Here is a 19,736-nt window from a genome sequence, read left to right on the forward strand (position 1 = left end):
GTCGCCTCCGGTCAGCTTCAGCACGACCTTGTAGTAGGTGCCTGCGGGCTCGGCGCCCTCGTTGGGCACCAGGGCGAGGCTGACCGCGCCACCCGGGCCGATGGGCACGCTGAGGGAGCCGGCCGCCACCGGAGCGTGGTCGGCGGTGGTGAAGGCGGGCCACGTGATCACCAGCGTCCCGGCGGCGGGGGCGCCGTCGGCGCGATAGAGCACGTCGAAGATGCTGGTCTTGGCGGGCGGAGCGGGGGGCGCGGGATAGCCTGCCACCACCGTCAGCAGCACGGCCGCGACGCAACAAAAAAGCCGCCACCACGGGCGGCGCACTGGCAACCGTTTCCTGGTCATAGCTTGTCGTCATCCGCAGGGCCGGGTCCCCGGCCGCAGGCTGAGCTTAGCCCAGCCGGCCAGGGCCCGGAATTGTGAAGTCGGTTAGCTGCTCCAACGAAGGGCGCGGAAGGCCTTACTTGGTCTCGGCCAGGCGGGAGCGCAGGAAGCTCTCCACGCTGGAGACGTACACGTCGGCGAAGTCCGCCACCGGACGGCTGGCCTGGATGGTCTCCATGGCCTTCCCCAGGCCCCAGCCCTGCGCCCCCAGGATGGCCAGCGCCATCATGGGAGCGCGGTGCACGCCGGCGGCGCAGTGCACGAAGAGCTTGCTGCCCGGCCGCTCCAGGGCGGTGGCGGCGAAGTCCACGCCCCGCTCGAAGACCTCCGGGGGCTTGGGATGAAAGTCGTCGTCCACCGGCACCCACAGCACCTCGATGCCGTGGAGCGCGGCCAGCGGGGCATCGTCGAACTCGATCTGCATGTTGACGATGTGGGTCACGCCGGCGCGGGCGACCTCGGCCATCTTAGGCTCGCTCCAGATCCCGCCGCCGACCGCCAGCCGGTCGGTCACCCAGCTCATGTCCATGCACCCAGCCCGTCCCGGCGGTCTCGTCACCCGCTTCGGGAGATAGAAGACACTGAGCTTCATTCTACCGTCCCCGGGGCGGACCCGCACAGGGCGGGCGGTGGGGTTCTCTAGGAATCCTCGAGCTGCAATTCCCGGAACAGGAGTGCGGCCAGCGACTCTTCCTCGGGCGCGGACGCCGGCGGCTGGTTCCCGATGCCCGCGAACTCGAAGAGAAACTTGGCGTGCTGGTAGCTGCCTTGCTCCGCCTGCTCGATGATCGCGTTCACGATGCCGGGCAGGGCGCGCTCCACCGCCTGGACAGGGTCGAAGGCGGCAGGTTCGCGATCGTGCGTGCGTTTGGGCTTGCGGGCAGGCTTCATAAAAGCAAAAGGCGCGGTGACCGCGCCTTCCAGGAGTTCCTCTTTTTCTGACCTTCTAAATCCAGCATAGCATTTTTGCGGGGGCAAACCCGACACGACTCCGGAAACTTTATTTCTTTTCCCTGGAAGAGGTTGCGGGGATTTCCACATTTTTGCCCTCTTGACAAGATTCCCTCCCGCCGCTGTCGCGGGCGCCATGCAGCGGCAGGAGAGGGAGAAGCCGGCGCTCCAGGAAGACGGCGCTCATGGCATCCAACATCTCCGGGAAGCGCCGTTCCACAGTGCGGCAGGTGCAGCCCAGCAGGCCGGCGGCTTCCTCCTGCGTGTACTCCTGGAAAACGACCCGGACCAGCAGTCGCTGGGAGAAGCCGTCCAATCGCTCCAGGCAGCGTTCCAAATCGTGCACGAAGATGACGACGTCTTCGAAGCTCTGCATGCGATAGGAGGTGAGCCGGGCGCGGAAGCACTCGCGCCCCAGCAGCGAGGGCAGCCGCCCGATCTCGACCGAGAGCTGGAAGTAGCGGCGCAGCAGGCCCAGGGTGGCGCCGCGATAGAGAGCCAGGTCGGAGGGCGCGAGCCACACGGTGCGGCCCCCTGGACAGCGGATGGGAATGGTCTGCGCGCCGCTCATGGCTGCCTCCCTTCCGGTTCCTCCTCCTGGACCGGGGTCTTCAGGCGGACGGCCGGAAGCTGGGCCATGTGCCGGGTGCAGCTCTCGCAGTAGCTGAGGCCGCTGCCCGCAGGCCGCAGCCACAATCCGCCGCAGCGCTCGCAGTACTTCAGCTCCATGCGGGTCTCCGCTTCTCGATCTGCGGTTGGCATCGCTCTCTCCTTCTTCTGCGGCCGCGTCGCGGACAAAGAAAAAGCCCCACGCCGGTCCCGCAGCTAGCGGAACCGGCGCAGGGCTCGTTTGTGTTACGACGACCTGCCGCGGCTATTCAGTTGTGCCGCGCCCGCCGACGGGGCGCGGGTGGCTCAGGGCACCAGGCGCACGTCCTTGCGGCGCGTGAAGTAGCCCTCCTCGTAGCCCGACTTGAGCACATGGCCGTTCTGCACCACCACGCTCAAGCGGCCGGTGAAGCGCAGGGCCAGCAGCAGGCGCTCCAGGGCGGCCGAGAGCAGCTCGGACTCCTGCACCTTGCGGCGGAATTCGGTGAATTGCCTCTCCTGCTCGGCGGGGGGCGCTTGCTCCATACAACCTCGCAACAGCCAGCTATAGCGATATACACATATATAGCCGCTTGGGAGGCCCGGGTCAAGGGTTTTATTTCTTTTCGTTCCAGGCACTTGCATTTCTATATCCGAATGTTATACTGGGGGCATGAAATTCAAAGCCCTGCAAGAGAACCTGCGCAAGCGGATGTGGCAGCGCATCGAGGCCGGGGAGCTGACCGGGCTCAAGCTCGCCCGCCAGACCGGCTTCGAGCAGGCCCACATCTCCAACTTCCTCAACCGCAAGCGCTCGCTCAGCCAGGAGGGCCTGGACCGGGTGCTGACCGCGCAGCATCTCTCGGTGCTCGACCTGCTCGATCCCGACGAGATCAACAAGCGCGCCAGCATCCTGCCCCCCGCCGAGGACGAGTTCGAGAACGTGCTGCTGGTGGAGGGCGAGGTGGCCGCGGGCGAGCCCCTCATCACCAGCGAGAACGTGCGCGACATCCTCAAGTTCAAGAAGGCCTTCCTGCACCGCCTGCGCTCCGACTGCGCCGCCGCCCGCGAGGAGTGGCGCCGCTTCGTCCTGGTCAAGGTGGACGCCCGCGACGGCATGAGCATGTACCCGCGCCTGCTTCCCGGCGCCACCGTGCTCCTCGACCGCCACTACAACTCGCTCAAGCCCTACCGCAAGAACGAGCAGAGCATGTACGCGGTGCGCAAGGGCGACGGCTGCACCGTCAAGTACGTGGAGCAGGCGGGCAAGAACCTGGTGCTGCGCCCGCACAATCAGGCCTATCCCGTGGACGTGCTGCCCATCGAGGAAGACAAGACCTTCGCCGACTACATCGTGGGCCGGGTCTGCCACGTGGCTATCGAGACCTAGGCGGAACGGGGGCGAAGGCGACCGGCGGGTACAATAGGCGGAAGACTGTGCCCGCAGTCATCTCACCGGGGAGGAAAAGAGACCATGGAAGAGGCCGGCAGCTTGGTAGGACCGCGGCGCGACGAGGACATCGCCCTCGACATGATGAAGTTCATCGCCCTGACCACGGGCTTCGGCAAGGTGGACTCGCCCGGCGCCGGCTTCCAGGGCGGCACCGTCTCCCGCGCCGATGAGCACGCCAACCACCTGCTCGAACTCTATACCCGCTGCCTGCACGCGGTGCGCGGGCGCGGGCGGTGAGCGACCGACACCCCGGACCCTAGTCGCGCCTCCTCTGCTAGAATCCACACACGCTCCGGGGGGGGCGACCGATGCTCAAGTCCATCGCCGTGGTGGTGGGCTGCTACTTGCTCTCAGTGATCCTCGTGCTGGCCACCGACCCGCTGCTCTCCCGTCTCTTCCCGGGCGACTTCGTCCGCGGCCGCGTTCCCTCCGACAACGCCCTGCTCGCCAGCACCGCACTCTTCGTCGTCGTCTCGATCCTCTGCGCCGGGCTCTGCGCTCGCTTCGCGCCGGGCCGCGCCTCCCGGCACGTGCTCTGGTTCTTCCTCATCGGGGAGGTGCTGGGCATCGCCGCGACCATTCCCAACTGGAGCAAGGGCTGGCCGCACTGGTACTGGCTGGCGTGGCTGTTGAGCTGGCCGGTGAGCTGCTGGATGGGGCTGGCGCTTTCCGGGCGCCGCGGCAGCCCGACGAGCGGAGCGGCCGGCTAGTCACCCCTGCGACTCAGGAAAGCAAAAGCCGCGGGCGGCGCCCGCGGCTGGTTTGATCTTCCCGGCTTCTAACGGCGGCGGCCCTTCTTCTTTTTGCCGCCCTTCTTTTTCTTCCCGCCCTTCTTTTTCGCGGGACGCTTCTTGGCCTTCTTGGCCGCCTTCCTGGCCTTCTTCTTGCGCGCCGGCTTCTTCTTCGCGGCCTTCTTGGCTTTCTTCTTGGCGGCCTTTTTCTTGGCGGGGCGGGCGGGCTTGGGAGGCGCTCCTCGTCCCATCATGCCGCCGCGCTCGGGCGTCTCCGGCTCCATGCTGGGGACGCTGATGCTGGCACCCGCGGGCTCTTCCTCCTCTTCCTCTTCTTCCTCGTAGTCTTCCTCGAGGCTCTCCCCATACCCGCTGGGCTCGCCGAACTCGTCCATCTCATCATCATTGCGGCCATAGAGGGTGTCGTCGAAGCTCATGTGTGCCTCCTGCCTTGCGGGCTATCTCCCTTATGAAAGCTGATATTAACGCTATACCGCGGGTCAGAGCCGGGAACCGGCGCGGATTATAACGCTTTGGGGGCAACTGTCAAAACCACGGGGCCGGAGGTCAGCGGGCGGGCCCGATCACCAGCACCTGCCCCACCCGTAACTTGTCGCCGGCCTTGGGGTTATCCCGCCGCAGCGCTTCCACGGTGGTGTTGTAGGCCTGCGCGATGCTGGAGAGCGTCTCTCCCGCCTTGACCGTGTGGCGCTGGCTGCCGGCCCCGGTGGCGGCCGGCCGGCCCGTGCCGCGCTTGGACTTGGGACTGCCGGCGCGGCTGGCCTTGGCGGTCTCGCCCGCGGGCACGGGGCGGTAGATGAGCAGCACCCGGCCCTTGTGCAGATCGTTGCCGTGCAGGCGATTCCATTGCCGCAGCTTCTCCGGGGGGACGCCGAAGTCGTCGGCCACGGAGAGCACGGTATCGCCCGTGCGCACGCGGTAACGGGTAGGCCGCTTGGCGTAGACCACTTCCCCGTCTCCCTTGCCGGGCGGAGCCGGGATGATGAGCTTGCTGTCGGGGGCGAGGTCGTCGCCCTCCAGGTTGTTGGCTTGGGCGATGGCCTGGGCCTTGGTGTGGTACTTGGAGGCGATCATGGCCAGGGTCTCGCCCGGGGCCACCCGGTGATAGCGCCACCACACCCGCTTGTCCACCGGGATGGCGAGGATGGCCTGCTGGTACTTCTCCCTGGTGCCGGCGGGCAGATGCAGGTCGAAGTCCTCGTCCTTGGGAGTGGTCATGCGCAGCAGGCTGGGGTTCAAGTCCTCCAGGGTCTCCAGCGGAGCGTCCACGCACTCGGCCACCAGGCGCAGGTCCACGGGATAGTGGACGGTGACGGTGTCGGTCGAGAGCGGGGGATCGGGCTCGACGTCGGCCAGGCCGTACTGCGCCGGGTTCTTGGCGATGATGGTCATGGCCACGATGATGGGGACGTAGTTCTTGGTCTCGCGTGGCAGCACGTTGCGCTTGTAAAGTTCCCAGAAGTCGGCGTAGCCGGTACGCTGCACCCCCTGCTGCACGGTGAGCGGTCCGGAGTTGTAGGCGGCCATGGCCAGGTACCAGTCGCCGAACTGGTTGTAGAGATCCTTGAGGTGGCGAGCGGCGGCGCGGGTGGACTTTTCCGGGTCCTGGCGCTCGTCCACCCACCAGTTGCGTTCCAGGCCGTAGCCGGAGGCACGGCTGGCCATGAACTGCCACATGCCGCGGGCGCCGGCGCGGGAGAGCGCCAGCGGCTGGAAGCCCGATTCCGCCTGCGCCAGGTAGATCAGGTCCTGGGGCACTCCTTCCTCGCGGAAGACGCGCTCGATCATCTCGCGATAGCGACCGGCGCGCACCCAGGCGCGGGTCAGGGTGTTGCGGCCGCGGGTGGAGGAGGAATAGAAGGCGATGTAGCCGGCCACCTGGTCGTTGATGACCAGGGGGAAGTCGGCGCGCGTCTGACTCATCTCGGCTTCGGCCTTGGCGCGGATGTTGGGGTCCGCGGGAAAGGTGACGTCGTTGGCCTCGTCGATGGGGGCGGGCTGGGCCTGCTGCTCGCGGAAGCCGTCGCCCTGCTGCAGCGCTTGCATCTCCAGGTTCTGGACGGCCTCGGTGATCTTGTCGAACTCGCGCTGCAGGCGCTCGTCGGAGCGCACGTCCACCGGGCCCTCCAGCAGCAGGTTGACGGCGCGGTCGAAGTTGGCCTTGGCGGCGTCCAGGTGGCCGGCATTGTAGTTGGCCTGCCCGGCTTGGAACTCCGCTTCCGCGCGCGCCACCTGGGCGTCGATGGGATCGGGCTGGGGCGGCGAGGGCGGCTCCGGCTTGGGCGCGGGCGCCGGCTGCTGTGGGGGCGCGGGCGTCGCCGCGGGCGCCAGGGCCTGCGGCGGAGGATCGGCGACGGCGTGCTTCTTCGCGCTCTCTTCGCAGGAGGTGGCCAGGAGGGTCGCGCCCAGGATCACCAGCAGCCAATGGGCCTTGCGAAGTTCCATAAACCTCTTGTTCTTTGATGCGGTCGGGCTTGGGCTACAAACCGGAAGTACCAAGGATTTTTCGGCAGTAAGGGCATCCTACTACGCTGGCTTTTTGCGGGTCAATCGCGCGCGGGGCCGCGGAACGCGGACGACTCAGGCAGCATCGAGCGCCTGATCGAGGTCAGCGATGAGGTCGTCGGCGTCCTCGATGCCCACCGAGAGGCGCACCGTGGCTGCGCTCACGTCCAGCAGCTTCAGCGTCTTCTTGGCCAGGCCCACGTGCGAGGAGAGCACGGGATACGAGACGGTGGACTCCACGCCGCCCAGGCTGGTGGCCAGATACCACAGACGCAGGCGGTCGAGGAAGCGTTCGGCGGCGCGGCCGTCGCCCCGGATCTCGAACGAGACCATCATGCCGAAGTCGCGCATCTGGCGGCGGGCCGCGGCGTGGCCCTGGTTGCCGGGCAGGCCGGGATAGAGCACGCGCGTCACCTTGGGATGGCCGGAGAGAACCTCGGCGATGCGGGCGGCGTTGCGGCAGGCGCGCTCCACGCGGACCTCCAGCGTCTTCAGCCCGCGGATCAGGAGGTAGGAAGCGGCCGGGTCCAGGCAGCCGCCCGACTGCACCATCATCTGCCGCGCCGGAGCGATCCATTTCCGCGGACCCACCAGCGCCCCGGCGGTGACGTCGCTGTGCCCGCCCAGATACTTGGTGGCGGAGTGCAGCACCAGGTCGGCGCCCAGGGCGAGCGGCTTCTGCAGGATGGGCGTGGCGAAGGTGTTGTCCACCAGCACGCAGGCCCCGCGGCGGCGGCCGATGGCGGACAGGCGCTCCAGCTCGGGGCAGCGCAGCGTGGGGTTGGTGGGCGACTCCAGGAAGAGCATCCGCGTGCGCCGGCTGAAGTACTTCTCGACACGGTCGAGTTGGTGGAAGGGGACGAAGCGGGTGCGCACGCCCAGCCGCGGCAGCAGGTTCTGGAAAAGCTTGAGCGTGCCGCCGTAGATGTCGAGCATGGAGACGATCTCGTCGCCGCTCCGGCAGCAGGCCAGCACCGCCACCATGGCCGCCGCCATGCCGCTGGCGGTGACCACGCAGTCTTCCCCGTCTTCCAGGGCGGCCAGCTTCGCCTCCGCCGCCCGGGTGGTGGGATTGGCGTAGCGGGTGTAGAGGTAGGCGCTGGACTTGCCCTCCGCATAGCGGCGTAGTTCTTCCACGCCCGGCACCACGAAGACGGAGGCCAGTTCGATCTCCGTGGCCAGGCCGCGGTTGCTGCCGTGGCGCTCCTCGCCCGCGTGGATACAGTGGGTGGCGTCGCCCAGGCGGGTCTTGCTCCTGCTCTTCATGCTCCCCAGTGAATGCCGAAGCTCATGCCGCCGTCAATGAAAAAGGTCCCGCCGGATCGCCGGGACCCGGAGTCATCCCCACCCTCTACCACGTCAGCTACCAAGTCAGCCGCAGCGCGAACTGGAACTGGCGCGGGTCGAAGGCGGCGGTGGGCGTCCCCGCCTGCGTGTACAGGGGGTTGACGTCGGCCACGTTGAACTTGTTGATCAGGTTGAACATGTCCACGATCCCGTCCAGGTTCACGCGTTCGCCCAGATGGAAGGTGCGGGCGATGCGCAGGTCGGTGAACAGGGTGGAGGGCTTGTTGGCCGAGTTGCGTCCCAGGTTGCCGTTCAGTTGCCCGTCGGCGAAGCAGGGTACCTGGAAGAAGCCCGTGGGCGAGAACTTGGAGGCCACGGTGGGGAATCCGCAGGAGTTGGTGGGCGTGCCCGAGGGCACCACGTTGGGCCGCGCCGAATTGGGCTCCAGCTGGAAGTTGGCGTTCTCGGCGGTGATGATGTTGAAGGGCCGCCCCGAGCCCGCCTCGATGATGGGGGCCACCGTCCAGTCGCTGAAGAACTTGCTGCCGAAGCCGTCGCCCGCCAGCTTCCCGCTCTGGTAGACCGCGCTGAAGACGAAGCGGTGGCGCTGGTCGAAGGTGGAGCTGGCGCGCTCCGCGCTGGGCAGGAAGCTGTCCTGGGGCGAGAGCAGCGACTGCAGGTCGGTGGAGTCGTCGATGGCGTGCGACCAGGTGTAGGAGGCCAGGAACTCGTACTTGTGGCTGAAGCGCTTGCGCAGGTTCACGGTCAGGCCGTGATACACGGAGCTGCCGTTGGAGAAGTTGGCCACCATATCGCTGAAGGGCACCGGCACGCCCACCCCCAGCCCCAGCGAGGTGATCAGGTTCTGCGCGAAGGTGATGCAGCCGGGACCGAAGATGCCGGTCATCAGCGGGATCATGGAGAGGTTCAGGCCGGAAGGCCGGAAGAAGTTGACCAGCGCCGCCGGCACCACCGGCCCGAAGGCGGTGTTGCCGCAGAAGGCATTCACGGCGTAGGGACTGGTGTTGGAAGGCACGATACCGGCCGCCACCGCATTGGCCCAGTTCTGCGACAGCAGGTCGCCGCGCACCGGGTTGGCGTTGATGGGCCGGTTGAGGTGGTGCCCGCCATTGAAGTTGTAGGCCACGCTGAGGGCGAAGCCGCCGCCCAGGTCGCGCTCGATCGACAGGTTGGCCTGCTCCGAATAGGCGTAGACGAAGTTCTTTCCCGTGGGAAAGCCGAAGGGCTGGTTGACCAAGGGGAAGCCTGCGGCCAGGAAGTTCTGGTCGATCCACATGGAGTTGGGGAAGAAGGGATCGAACTTCTGCTGCGGGCCCAGGTATCCCAGGGCGGCGGCTGCGCCTGCGGGCAGGCAGGTTCCCACGCCCAGCAGACCCATGAAGGCGTTAGTGGCGTTCAGGTTGAGTGCGTTCAACGGAGAGGGCGGCGCCAAGGGATTGCACGGCGAGCCGCCGAACAGGATGATCTGGGGCGTGCCCACGCCGTCGGTGGCCTCGCCCAGGAAGGCGATGCCCAGCAGCGGGTGGTCGTAGAAGAGGCCGTAGGAGGCGCGCACCACGGTCTTGCCGTTGTTCCACGGGTCCCAGGCCAGCCCGATGCGCGGGGCCACGTTGTTGGTGTCGGTGTGCCAGCCCTTCTGGATGTTGAGGGCGTCATAGGCGGCGGCGGAGAGTGAGTTGGCCTGCGGGAAGCTGGGTGCCAGCTCCACGTCGTAGCGCACCCCGTAGTTGAGCGTCAGGTTGGGCTTGATCCGCCAGGAATCCTCGAAGAAGAAGCCCAGGGGCGTGACGGAAGCGGCGAAGTTGGGATCGCCGATGCCCTGCACGAAGCTCTGCGGGATCCCCAGGCCATAGGCCTGCACCGGCGAAAAGCCGGGGAAGCCGGCGAACGCCGGGCTGAGGTCCGTCGCCCCCAGGCCGGCGAAGTTGTACACCGCTCCGAAGTTCACCTGAAAGGCGGCGTTCACCGGGACGTGATTGATGTCGGCGCCGAACTTGAGGGTGTGGGTCCCCTTCATGATGGAGAAGTTGTCCGCCACCTGGAAGCGCTGCTCCTCGCGACGCAGGGAGGAGAAGGGCTCGCGTCCGATGAAGGCGAAGCCCACGATGTTCGAGGCCACCGCACTGCCCGCCGGCGTGCGGGTATTGAAGTTGTAGAGCAGGCCGCGGCGCGCGTACTGGAAGAGGAACTGGTTGACCTTGTTGCTGCCGATGCTCCAGGTGTCCTGGGCGGTGATGGCAAAGTCACGGTAGCTCTGCACCGAGGTGCGGGAGTAAGCATTCTGGCCGAAGTTCTGGTTCTGCGCGTTCACCTCGATGCCGGTCACCGTGCTGGGACTGACGCTCACCCGCAGCATCCCCGTGTTGTTGGGGGTGAAGTGATAGTCCAGGCGGCCGGAGATCAGGGTCGTCCCCTCGGAGACCGGGAAATTGCCGGTCTGCGAGAACAGGTTCACGAACGACGCCGGCAGCGGCAACCCGGTCTCGGGGAAGAAGCCCAGAGGGCTCAGCGCCCCGGGCGTGCCAAAGAGGGCGACGGCCGAAGAGCCGGCTGCCAACTGCGCGTAGGCGACGGTGAAGGGATTCACCGGGGCCGAGGCCAGGAAGGCCTCCTGCAGCGGGTTCACCAGCGAGCCCGCCGGCAGCCCGAAGGCGGCGGCGTTGGGCAGCGGCACCAGACCGAAGTTGTCGAAGCCCACGGTCGAGAACCCCGTCTCCTGCCGGCGGGTGGTCTCGTAGGAAACGAAGTAGAACGCCTTGTCCTTCTTGAGGGCGCCGCCCAGGGTGAAGCCCGCCTGCACCCGGGTGTAGGCGGGGTCGGAGGTGGTGCTGAAGGGATTCACCGCCTGCAGGCGGCGGTTGCGCAGGTAGCCGTAGGCGCTGCCGTGGAAGGCGTTGGTCCCGGACTTGGTGATGATGTTGATGACGCCGCCGGCGGCCCGCCCGTACTCGGCGGTGTAGCTGTTGGTGATGATCTGGAACTCCTGCACCGCCTCCTGGGAGACGGTGGAGCGGATGCCGTTCACGGAATTGTCCACCGCATCGGCGCCGTCCACGTTGACCAGGTTGGCGCGCGCCCGCTGTCCCCCAAAGTTCAGCCCCGAGGTGGGAGCGGCGCCGATGCTGGGCGCGGTGTCGCGCGCCGCCTGCGAGTTGGTCAGGGTGAAATTGATGTAGTTGCGGCCGTTGATGGGCAGGTTCTCGATGCGCCGCTCCTCGATGGTGGAGGTGGAGGAGGTCTGCTGCGTCTCCACCATCTCGGCTTCGGTGGTGACGGTGACCGTCTCGGTGACCCGCGCCACCTGCAAGGTGATGGGGACCTCGGCGGCCTGGCCCACGGTGATGACGACGTTCTGGGCCACCACCTTGGAGAACCCGGGAGCCACGACGCTCACCGTGTAGGTGCCCGGGGGAAGCAGCAGCAGCGCGTACTCGCCGTTCACGTTATTGGCGGTGCTGCGCTCGAAGTTCTTGGCCTCGTCGCGCACGGTGACGGTGGCGTTGGTGACGGCGGCGCCGTTGGGGTCGCGCACCGAAACGTGCATCTCCGCCGTAGCCGCGCCTTGCGCCAGCGCGCTGCCGGCCGGCACCAGCAGCAACATCACCATCAGGACGCACTTCCGCATCGTTCGGCTCATGGCTCCACCTTTCGGGATGGTCGTGCCCTTCTTCCGCTCGTGATCGTGGCAGCGCTCTCCAAGGATCCGCCAGGCGCGTCGGCAGGCTGGGGAGGGAATTTCCGCAGCCTTTTACATCAGAAGCCGAGGGGAAGGCAAGCGGGAAGGGAGGAGGTCACAACGCGGCGTGAGGGAAGGACCCGCGGGGCGGCGCTGGGCGCTCGATCCCGGCCGTTTCTTCCCCGCTGCGGCGCAGCGCCCAGGCCATGCGCGGGGTGTTATGGGCGATGCCAACGCGCCCACGCGCGTCCACCAAGATGATCCCGCCGTGGCCGTTGAGCCGGGTCTCGAGCAGCTTTACCGCCCGCCAGGCCGCCTCCTCCGGGGAATTTCCGTCCTCGGTGTGATCGGCCGCCCAGCGCGCCAGCACCAGCTTCATGATGGCCTCGCCCCAGCCCGTGGTGGAGACAGCCGCGCTCTGGTTGTCGGCGTACAGGCCGCAGCCGATCAGGGAGGAGTCGCCCACGCGGCCGGGGGCCTTGTTCAGGGTCCCGCCCGTCGAAGTCGCGGCCGCGACATCGCCCAGGGCGTCGCGCGCCACCGCGCCCACGGTGTCGTGCGAGAGCCGGCTGCCGGTGAACTCCTGCGGGGTACGGTGTTGGCTCTGGGCCTTGGCGTTGCGCAGGCGCTCCACTTCCCGCGGGAGCACCAACTCGCTGTTGTCGCACAGCGGGATGCCGTGCTCCTGGGCAAAGCGCTCCGCGCCCTCCGCCACCATGTAGACGTGGGGGCTGTCTTCCAGGATGCGCCGCGCCAAACGGATGGGGTTGCGGATGCGCTCCACGCAGCCCACGCCGCCGGCGCGCAGGGTGGCGCCGTCCATGATGGCGGCATCCAGCTGCACCCGGCCGTCGCGGTTGAGGAAGCTGCCGCGGCCGGCGTCGAAGGTTTCGTCGTCTTCCAGCACCGTCACCGCCGCCTCGACCGCGTCCAGCGCCGAGCCTCTTTTTTCCAGCACGCTCCAGCCGGCGCGCTGGGCGCGGCGCACTCCTACCAGGTGTGCCTCCACCATGTCGTCGGGGATGGCCCACGCCCCGCCTTGCACGACCAGGACTGGAGAATCGCTCACCGGGCTCTCCTGCGCCACCGGCTGTCGCCGGCGGAAGTCAAGACCGGGATTCTACCTGAGGAAGCCACCGCGGGAGCGAGGACGGCGCTCACGCGGCGGGGGCGGCGGGGCTGGCGCCGGCCGCGGTCATCTCTTTAGTGCGGCGCCAGGTATAGAGGATGCGATGGATCACGGTGACGTTCGAGAGGAAGGCGATCACCCACAGCACCGGCGCCATATGGTTGAACAGCGCCCCGATCAGCACCAGCACGATGCGTTCGGGCCGCTCCATGAAGCCCACCTTGCAGCTCCCGATCAGCGACTCCGCCCGCGCCCGGGTGTAGCTCACCATCACCGAACCGGTCATGACCACCGCCACCAACACCACGTAGAAGAAGCGGTTGGCGCGCGCGTAGTACACCAGCAGTCCGAAAAAGAGGGCCAGGTCGCTGTAGCGGTCGATGACGGAATCGAAAAAGGCGCCGAAGGTGGTGACCTGGCCGGTGGCCCGGGCCACCCGCCCGTCCACCATGTCGAAGATGCCGGCCAGAATGATGGTCAGGCCGGCATAGAGGAACATGCGCTGGGTGTTGGCGCCGCTGGCGTAGCCGAACAGCACCGCCGCCCCGATGTTGATCACCAGGCCGATGAAGGTGAGCACGTTGGGCGAGATCCTGGTCAGCGCCAGTCCGCGCACGATGGCGTAGAGCACCACCCGGCACGCGCGCCCGAAGGCTCCCGTCCAGCTCATAGCGCCTCGTCGTGGATGGTGGTGACCTTCAGGACATCCAGCTCGCGCTTGCCGGTGGGGGTGATCACGGTGGCGGTGTCGCCCGCTCTTTTCCCCATCAGGCTGCGTCCGATGGGCGAGGTGGTGGAGATCAGTCCCTTGGCAACGTCGGACTCCTCGCTGGTCACCAGCCGGTACTCGATCTCTTCGTCCTTGGCGTTGTCGTAGACGCGCACGGTGGAGCCGAAGGCGGCCCGGTCCTTGGGGATGTTGTTCAGGTTGACGAGGGAAAGGTCGGCGAGGCGCTTCTTGAGCTGGCCCAGGCGGGCGCGCACGAACTCCTGGCGCTGCTTGGCCATGTGGTACTCGGCGTTCTCGCTCAGGTCCCCCATGGCGATGGCCTTCTTCAGCTCCTTGGGAAGCTCGTGGTTCAGCTCGCGTTCCAGGACCTGGATCTCTTCTTCCAGCTTCTTCTTGATGTGTTCTGGCATGGTTTCCGGACCAGCCGCCCTCCAAGGCGCCGGCTGGATGTGGGCGGGGACCCCACCCCGCGGGGCTCGCGCCGGGACCTGCTCGGCTGGCGAGGGGCGTTCAACGCACAGATTATACTGCCTTTCCCCTTGGCCCGGCAGGTCGAGCCAAAGCCCGCGCTCGCTTCCTCCGGCTGCCCCCCACTTTGTTGCCTGCCACCTGGGCAGCTTTTAAGGGAGAATACGACTCTTCTGGATAAGTCGCTGTCTTTTGTTTCCCTTATGCCCTAGGCCGGAATTGACCAAGGGGGGTGCCTTCCCTATAATTAAGGGCACGTCTGTCCTTCAGGACCCTCCACGGGTGGCCGTTCAATGGTGAACCATAGTTTCCAGATAGGCGATAAGGTCGTGTATCCCAACCACGGGGTGGGGGTCATCGAGCAGATCAGCAGTCGGACCATCGGGGCGGTGGTCGAGAAGTTCTACCTGCTCAAGATCAAGTCCAGCAGCCTCAAGGTGATGGTCCCCTTCCACAATGTGGAGAACGTGGGCCTGCGCCGGGTGGTGCGCAACGGCGAGGTGCAGAAGGTGCTGAGCTTCCTCACCGACGGCAAGTGCGACAACCACGCCGACTGGAAGTACCGCTTCAAGGAAAACTCCGACCGCATGCGCACCGGCTCGCTGCTGGAGGTGGCCGGGGTGCTGAAGGGCCTGCTGGTGCTCAGCCAGAGCAAGCCCCTGTCCTTCCGCGAGAAAAAGATGCTGGAGCGCGCCCGTTACCTGCTGGTCAGCGAGCTGGCCATGGCCAGGAATGTGGACGAGCCGGAGATCGAGCAGTTGCTCTCCAAGTCGCTGGCCAAGTGCAAGCTGCGCTTCCCCGAACTGCCCCCTCAGGCTTAGCTCCCAAGGAGCCAGCTGCTTTCGCCGCGGATGGACGCGGATCAACGCTGATTCCAATCGCTCTGATGAATGACCCGCGGGCATCGCCGGGCATCGCCCGGCGAAGAAGTCCCTACTCGCCCAGCCACGCCCCGTAGGGGCGGAGCTTCTCGATGTGGTCGAAGATGATCTTGAGTGCGGCGGTGATGGGCACCGCCAGGATGAGTCCCATCGCTCCCCACAGCCATCCCCAAAACAAGAGCGCGATGGTCACCGCCAGCGGGTTCAACTGCAGGCGTCGCCCGATCAGCTTGGGATAGAGCACGTTGATGGCGAACAGGTGCAGCGCCAGGACGGTGATGATGATGGTCAGGAAGCCGGCGCCGTTCAGTTGCCCGAAGCCCGCCATGATGGGGGGCACCATGGCCAGCACCACGCCCAGGTAGGGCACCAGGCTCAGAAAGCCGCTCAGCAGTCCCAGGAAGTAGAAGTACGGTAGGCCCAGGATGCCGAAGACCACGGTGCTGGCGATGGACAGGAAGACCCCCACGATCAGATTCCCCAGGATGAAGCTGCGGATCATGGCCGAGATCCGACCCAGGGTGACATAGGCGGTGTTGCGGTTCTCCATGTCGAACAGCATCACCGTGGCCGCGCGCGTGTGGTCCTGCCAGGTCAGCATGAAAAACACCAGGAAGGGCACGAAGGAGACCGCCAGCGCCACCTCCCCCACCGAGCCCAGGCCGCTGATGATGTAGTCGGTCCAGGCGGTCTGCTGCTGCACCTTGACGGCCTGCTTCTCTTCCGTGGTCGCCTCCGGCAGGACTGTCTGGGTGGTCTTCTGCACCCGCTCCGCCTTCTCGCGGAACTTCTCCAGGGCCGCCTTGATGCGCTGCGAATACCGGGGCAGGGACTGCACGAAGTCCTGGGCGTTGTTGTAGAAGACGGTGCTCAGGCCGAAGAGCACCGCTGCCAGCACCAGCAGGGAGATCAGCGCGGCCAGGGCGCGCGGCAGGCGCAGCCGCTCCAGCAGCATCACCAGCGGCTCCAGCATGAAGGCCACCAGGATGGAGACCAGCAGGACCACCAGCACCAGCTTGGCGACGTAGCAGAGAGCCAGCACCACGGCGACGGCGATGATCACAGGCGCGCCCGACTGTACGTGGTCGGTGCGCCGCCGGCGCAGCGCCGGAACTCCCGCCGCACCCGTCCCCCTGCCCGGAACAGGGGGCTCGCCGGAGGGCGGCGCCACCGGTTCGAGCTGCTCGGTCGCCATGCGGGTATCCTACCCCAAGCTCCCGCCCGCCCGAGCCTATAATTGCCGCGTGCCGCTTCCTGATAACCCGCCGCCTTCCGCCTCGGCCGGCGGGCGGATCCTGGCTTTGGACGTGGGCGCCCGCACCCTCGGTCTGGCGGTCTCCGATCCCCTGGGCATCACCGCCCAGGGCCTCGAGACTCTGCGCCGCCGCAACCTGCGCTCCGACCTGGCGCACTTGGAGCGCCTCCTCGAGCAGTACCAGGTGGCGGAGTTGGTGGTGGGCCACCCTCTGCGCCTCAGCGGCCAGCCCGGCGCCCAGGCGGAAAAAGTGGCAGCCTTTGCGGAGCGCCTGCGCGCGCGCTTCGGCCGGCCCGTCCATCTCTGGGACGAGCGCCTGACCTCAGCCCAAGCCAACCGCCTGCTGCGGGAGACCGAGATGAGCATCCGCCGCCGCGGGCAGGTGGTCGACCGCCTGGCCGCCACGCTCATCCTGCAGTCGTTCCTGGACTTTCGTGCCGCCCGCCGCGCCGCTCGCTGACCGCGCCCACCATCTTTTCATCTAAACTGGTAGCTTGCGTCGCAGCCTGTTCATCCTGGTGCTGCTGGGCCTGGCGACCCTCGTCGCCTGGCTGGGCTACGTCCTTTTTCTGCCGCTGCAGCCGGCGGGCGCGGTCACCGTGCTGCTGCGTCCCGGCTCCTCCACCCGCCACATCGCCGCCGAGCTGCGCGCGGCTGGGGTCATCCGCAGCGGCTCCGGATTCCTCCTGGTGAACTCCTGGCGCGCCCAGTCGCTCAAGGCGGGTGAGTATCGCTTCGAGCGCGCTGCCAGCGCGGTGGAGGTCTATGACCGCATCGCCCGCGGCGACATGGTGGTCCACACCGTGGTGGTGCCGGAGGGCTATAACCTCTATGAAGTGGCCGGCGCCATCCAGGAAGCCGGGCTGGGCCGCGCCGACGACTTTGTCCGCATCGCTCACTCCGACACCCGCCTGATCGCCGACCTCGACCCCCAGGCCACCAGCCTGGAGGGCTACCTCTTCCCCGACACCTACCATTTCTCCCGCACGCAGAACCTGCACGACATCGCCGCTGCCATGGTGCGCCACTTCCGCCAGGAGGCCGGCAGCCTGGGGTTGGCCAGCAACCTCCACCAAGTGGTGACCATGGCCTCCATCGTGGAGAAGGAGACCAGCGTGCCCGAAGAGCGGCCGCAGGTGGCCAGCGTGTACTACAACCGCCTGGCCCGCGGCATGCCCTTCGGGGCCGACCCCACCGTGGTCTACGCTTCCCTGCTGGCCGGCCACTACACCGGAGTGATCCACGAATCCGACCTGCAACTGGATTCGCCCTACAACACCTACAAGCACGCGGGCCTGCCCCCTGGCCCCATCGCCAATCCGGGGCGCGCCGCGCTGGCCGCGGCCCTGCAACCGGCCCGGACCGACTATCTCTACTTCGTGAGCGACAACCAGGGCCACCACCGATTCGCCAAGACCGCCGCCGAGCACGTGCGCAACGTGGACGCCTACCGCCGCTCCAGCCAGCACTGAGACCGCCGGGCGCCGGGCCCGTTCGTCCCCGCTTGGTATACTTGAGGATTCACGTCGAGCGGATGAGGGTCCCCGGAAAAACCCGTTGGCGCGCGCTGCTGCCGGCGCTGCTGTTGTTGCCCCTGACCGGATGCCTCTTCCGCTCCCACCAGGTACAGGTCCGCTACAGCACGGCCAAGCTGCAAACCGCCACGGCGGCGGAGCTGATCGCGCGCCTCAACCAACTCGCCTCCCAAGTCAGCACGCTGAACGCCACTGTGGACATCGATACCTCGGTGGGCGGGGCCCGCAAGGGCAAGGTCACCGAGTACCAGGAGATTCGAGGCTACGTGCTGGTGCGCAAGCCCGCCCTGATCCGCATGATCGGGCTCTTCCCCATCCTGCGCAACAAGGCCTTCGACATGGTGAGCGACGGCTCGACCTTCCGCGTCTCCATCCCCCCCAAGAACCGCTTCGTGGTAGGGCACAACGAGGTGGTCCAGCCCTCAGCGCAGCCCCTGCAGAACCTGCGCCCGCAGCACATCTTCGACGCCCTGCTGCTGCACGAGGTCGACCCGCAGAGCGAGATCGCGGTGGTCGAAGACGGCGTGGAGACGGTGACCGATCCCAAGAGCAAGAAGCCGGTGGAGGAGCCCGACTACGTAGTGGTCGTCATCCGACGCGGGGAGCAGGGCTGGCTCCTGGCGCGCAAGGTGGTCTTCAGCCGCCAGGACCTGATGCCCCACCGCCAGATCGTCTACGACAAGAACGGCCAGATCGCCACCGACGCTCGCTACGACCAGCTCACCGACTACGCGGGCGTGACCTTTCCCGCGGTGATCCAGATCCGTCGGCCGCAGGAGGAATACTCGCTGGTCCTCAACATCGTGAAGCTGCGCCTGAACCAGCCCCTGACCGACGCCCAGTTCACCCTGGAGCAGCCCGCGGGCTCCGAGCTGGTGGACCTGGACCAGCCCCAGACCCAGCATCCCCCGGAGAGCCCCGCTCCCAGGTAGCGCACCACCCATCCGCCCCGCCTTCAGATAGAATCGAAGCGCGATGATGAACCGCATGATCGTCTCCAACCTGGTGCACCGGCCGCTGCGCTCGCTCATCAGCATCGTGGCCATCGCGGTGGAGGTGTCGCTCATCCTGCTGATCGTGGGCCTGTCGGTGGGCATCCTCAACGACAGCGCCGAGCGCCAACTGGGCGTGGGCGCCGACCTGATGGTGACGCCCCCGGCCTCCAACGTCCTCATCGGCCTGAGCGGCGCTCCCGCCCCCATCAAGATCACCGACAAGATCGCCGCTCTCCCCCACGTGAAGGCGGTCTCGCCGGTCGTGGCCTCGCTGAACACCGCCGGCGCGGTGGAGGTCATCTACGGTATCGACCTGCACTCCTTCGAGGAGATGGGCGGGCCCTTCCACTATCTCTCCGGCGGATCTTTCCAGGGACAGGACGACGTTCTGGTGGACGACTTCTTCGCTGACCTCAAGCACGTCCATGTGGGCGACCGCATCGAGTTCCTCAACCATGAGTTCCGGGTGGCCGGCATCGTGGAGCACGGCAAGGGCGCGCGCAAGTTTGTCCCCATCTCCACCCTGCAGGACCTCACCGGCTCGGTGGGCAAGGCCTCCATTTTCTATGTCAAGGTGGACGCCCCCAGGAACATCGAGGCCGTCAAGGACGAGATCCTGGCCATCCCCGGCATGCAGCAGTACCACGTGCGCTCCATGCGCGAGTACCTCTCGCTGATGACCGTAGGCAACATTCCCGGCCTCTCCACCTTCATCACCATCGTGATCGGGGTGGCGGTGGTCATCGGCTTCATCGTCATCTTCCAGGCCATGTACACGGCGGTGATGGAGCGCACCCGCGAGATCGGCATCCTGAAGTCCATGGGCGCATCGAAGCTCTACATCGTCAACGTGATTCTGCGCGAGACCCTGCTGATCACCGCCACCGGCATCGTGCTGGGCACGGCCGTGAGTTTTCTCGCCCGCGAGGGCCTGGTGGCCCACTTTCCCACCACCCGCATCCAGATCACCGCCCCCTGGGTGCTGCGCGCCGCCCTCATCGCACTGGTGGGCGGTGTCCTGGGGGCCGTCTATCCCGCCTTCCGCGCGGCCCAGAAAGACCCCATCGACGCCCTGGCCTACGAGTGACGCTGGAGTGCCGGCGCGGGCGCCTGCGCGTTGACAATC

22 protein-coding genes are annotated in these 19,736 nt (G+C 67.0%); 8 read left to right on the forward strand and 14 right to left on the reverse strand.

The window, feature by feature from the left end:
• The 6 genes from VEG08_00635 to VEG08_00660 form a co-directional block, all read right to left on the reverse strand.
• A partial coding sequence (locus tag VEG08_00635) for a hypothetical protein (protein HXZ26483.1) occupies positions 1-324 on the reverse strand: 324 nt, incomplete at its 3' end.
• A 136-nt stretch (positions 325-460) separates the two neighbouring features.
• A complete protein-coding gene (locus VEG08_00640; protein HXZ26484.1) occupies positions 461-913 on the reverse strand; it encodes a dual specificity protein phosphatase in 453 nt (150 codons plus the stop codon).
• Between the two features lie 110 nt (positions 914-1,023).
• On the reverse strand, positions 1,024-1,275 hold the full coding sequence (locus VEG08_00645) for a hypothetical protein (GenBank protein HXZ26485.1): 252 nt from the start codon (positions 1,273-1,275) through the stop codon (positions 1,024-1,026).
• A 109-nt stretch (positions 1,276-1,384) separates the two neighbouring features.
• Positions 1,385-1,906 (reverse strand): hypothetical protein, encoded by a 522-nt coding sequence (locus VEG08_00650; protein ID HXZ26486.1) that lies wholly within the window; start codon positions 1,904-1,906, stop codon positions 1,385-1,387.
• A complete protein-coding gene (locus tag VEG08_00655) occupies positions 1,903-2,097 on the reverse strand; it encodes a hypothetical protein (protein ID HXZ26487.1) in 195 nt (64 codons plus the stop codon). The genes VEG08_00650 and VEG08_00655 overlap by 4 nt, the downstream gene beginning before the upstream one ends.
• A 153-nt stretch (positions 2,098-2,250) precedes the next feature.
• Positions 2,251-2,469 carry a hypothetical protein gene (locus tag VEG08_00660; GenBank protein ID HXZ26488.1) on the reverse strand — a complete coding sequence of 73 codons (219 nt, stop codon included), beginning with the start codon at positions 2,467-2,469 and terminating at the stop codon, positions 2,251-2,253.
• Positions 2,470-2,596: 127 nt separating this feature from the next.
• Between VEG08_00660 and VEG08_00665 the strand changes: the two genes are divergently transcribed.
• From VEG08_00665 to VEG08_00675, 3 genes are all read left to right on the forward strand, one after another.
• Positions 2,597-3,313 carry a S24 family peptidase gene (locus tag VEG08_00665; protein HXZ26489.1) on the forward strand — a complete coding sequence of 239 codons (717 nt, stop codon included), beginning with the start codon at positions 2,597-2,599 and terminating at the stop codon, positions 3,311-3,313.
• A gap of 84 nt (positions 3,314-3,397) precedes the next feature.
• On the forward strand, positions 3,398-3,613 hold the full coding sequence (locus tag VEG08_00670; GenBank protein HXZ26490.1) for a hypothetical protein: 216 nt from the start codon (positions 3,398-3,400) through the stop codon (positions 3,611-3,613).
• 71 nt (positions 3,614-3,684) lie between these two features.
• On the forward strand, positions 3,685-4,086 hold the full coding sequence (locus tag VEG08_00675; protein ID HXZ26491.1) for a hypothetical protein: 402 nt from the start codon (positions 3,685-3,687) through the stop codon (positions 4,084-4,086).
• Positions 4,087-4,154: 68 nt separating this feature from the next.
• Here the strand turns inward: VEG08_00675 and VEG08_00680 are convergent, their stop codons facing one another.
• The 7 genes from VEG08_00680 to greA all read right to left on the reverse strand — a co-directional run bounded on the left by VEG08_00680 (position 4,155) and on the right by greA (position 13,886).
• Positions 4,155-4,544, reverse strand: a complete 390-nt coding sequence (locus VEG08_00680; GenBank protein HXZ26492.1) for a hypothetical protein — start codon at positions 4,542-4,544, stop codon at positions 4,155-4,157.
• 130 nt (positions 4,545-4,674) lie between these two features.
• Positions 4,675-6,573 (reverse strand): LysM peptidoglycan-binding domain-containing protein, encoded by a 1,899-nt coding sequence (locus VEG08_00685; GenBank protein ID HXZ26493.1) that lies wholly within the window; start codon positions 6,571-6,573, stop codon positions 4,675-4,677.
• Between the two features lie 135 nt (positions 6,574-6,708).
• The gene (locus tag VEG08_00690; protein ID HXZ26494.1) at positions 6,709-7,899 is read right to left on the reverse strand and encodes an aminotransferase class I/II-fold pyridoxal phosphate-dependent enzyme; all 1,191 of its coding nucleotides are present in this window, start codon (positions 7,897-7,899) and stop codon (positions 6,709-6,711) included.
• A 97-nt stretch (positions 7,900-7,996) separates the two neighbouring features.
• A complete protein-coding gene (locus VEG08_00695) occupies positions 7,997-11,566 on the reverse strand; it encodes a TonB-dependent receptor (GenBank protein HXZ26495.1) in 3,570 nt (1,189 codons plus the stop codon).
• 166 nt (positions 11,567-11,732) lie between these two features.
• A complete protein-coding gene (locus VEG08_00700; protein ID HXZ26496.1) occupies positions 11,733-12,686 on the reverse strand; it encodes an isoaspartyl peptidase/L-asparaginase in 954 nt (317 codons plus the stop codon).
• Positions 12,687-12,774: 88 nt separating this feature from the next.
• Positions 12,775-13,416 carry a CDP-alcohol phosphatidyltransferase family protein gene (locus tag VEG08_00705; protein ID HXZ26497.1) on the reverse strand — a complete coding sequence of 214 codons (642 nt, stop codon included), beginning with the start codon at positions 13,414-13,416 and terminating at the stop codon, positions 12,775-12,777.
• A complete protein-coding gene (gene greA, locus VEG08_00710; protein ID HXZ26498.1) occupies positions 13,413-13,886 on the reverse strand; it encodes a transcription elongation factor GreA in 474 nt (157 codons plus the stop codon). Before greA ends, VEG08_00705 begins: the two co-directional genes overlap by 4 nt.
• Positions 13,887-14,237: 351 nt before the next feature.
• On the opposite strand from greA, the gene VEG08_00715 reads away from it, so the two are divergent.
• A complete protein-coding gene (locus tag VEG08_00715) occupies positions 14,238-14,765 on the forward strand; it encodes a CarD family transcriptional regulator (protein HXZ26499.1) in 528 nt (175 codons plus the stop codon).
• Positions 14,766-14,877: 112 nt separating this feature from the next.
• On the opposite strand, the gene VEG08_00720 is transcribed toward VEG08_00715, so the two are convergent.
• A complete protein-coding gene (locus VEG08_00720; protein ID HXZ26500.1) occupies positions 14,878-16,020 on the reverse strand; it encodes an AI-2E family transporter in 1,143 nt (380 codons plus the stop codon).
• 49 nt (positions 16,021-16,069) lie between these two features.
• On the opposite strand from VEG08_00720, the gene ruvX reads away from it, so the two are divergent.
• From ruvX to VEG08_00740, 4 genes are all read left to right on the forward strand, one after another.
• Positions 16,070-16,540 carry a Holliday junction resolvase RuvX gene (gene ruvX / locus VEG08_00725; protein HXZ26501.1) on the forward strand — a complete coding sequence of 157 codons (471 nt, stop codon included), beginning with the start codon at positions 16,070-16,072 and terminating at the stop codon, positions 16,538-16,540.
• Positions 16,541-16,574: 34 nt separating this feature from the next.
• Positions 16,575-17,552 (forward strand): endolytic transglycosylase MltG, encoded by a 978-nt coding sequence (gene mltG, locus VEG08_00730; GenBank protein ID HXZ26502.1) that lies wholly within the window; start codon positions 16,575-16,577, stop codon positions 17,550-17,552.
• Between the two features lie 62 nt (positions 17,553-17,614).
• A complete protein-coding gene (locus VEG08_00735) occupies positions 17,615-18,547 on the forward strand; it encodes a hypothetical protein (protein HXZ26503.1) in 933 nt (310 codons plus the stop codon).
• Between the two features lie 43 nt (positions 18,548-18,590).
• The gene (locus VEG08_00740; GenBank protein HXZ26504.1) at positions 18,591-19,697 is read left to right on the forward strand and encodes an FtsX-like permease family protein; all 1,107 of its coding nucleotides are present in this window, start codon (positions 18,591-18,593) and stop codon (positions 19,695-19,697) included.
• Positions 19,698-19,736: the final 39 nt, after the last annotated feature.

The sequence above is a fragment of the Terriglobales bacterium genome, assembly GCA_035624475.1.
Taxonomy (GTDB): domain Bacteria; phylum Acidobacteriota; class Terriglobia; order Terriglobales; family Acidobacteriaceae; genus DASPRL01.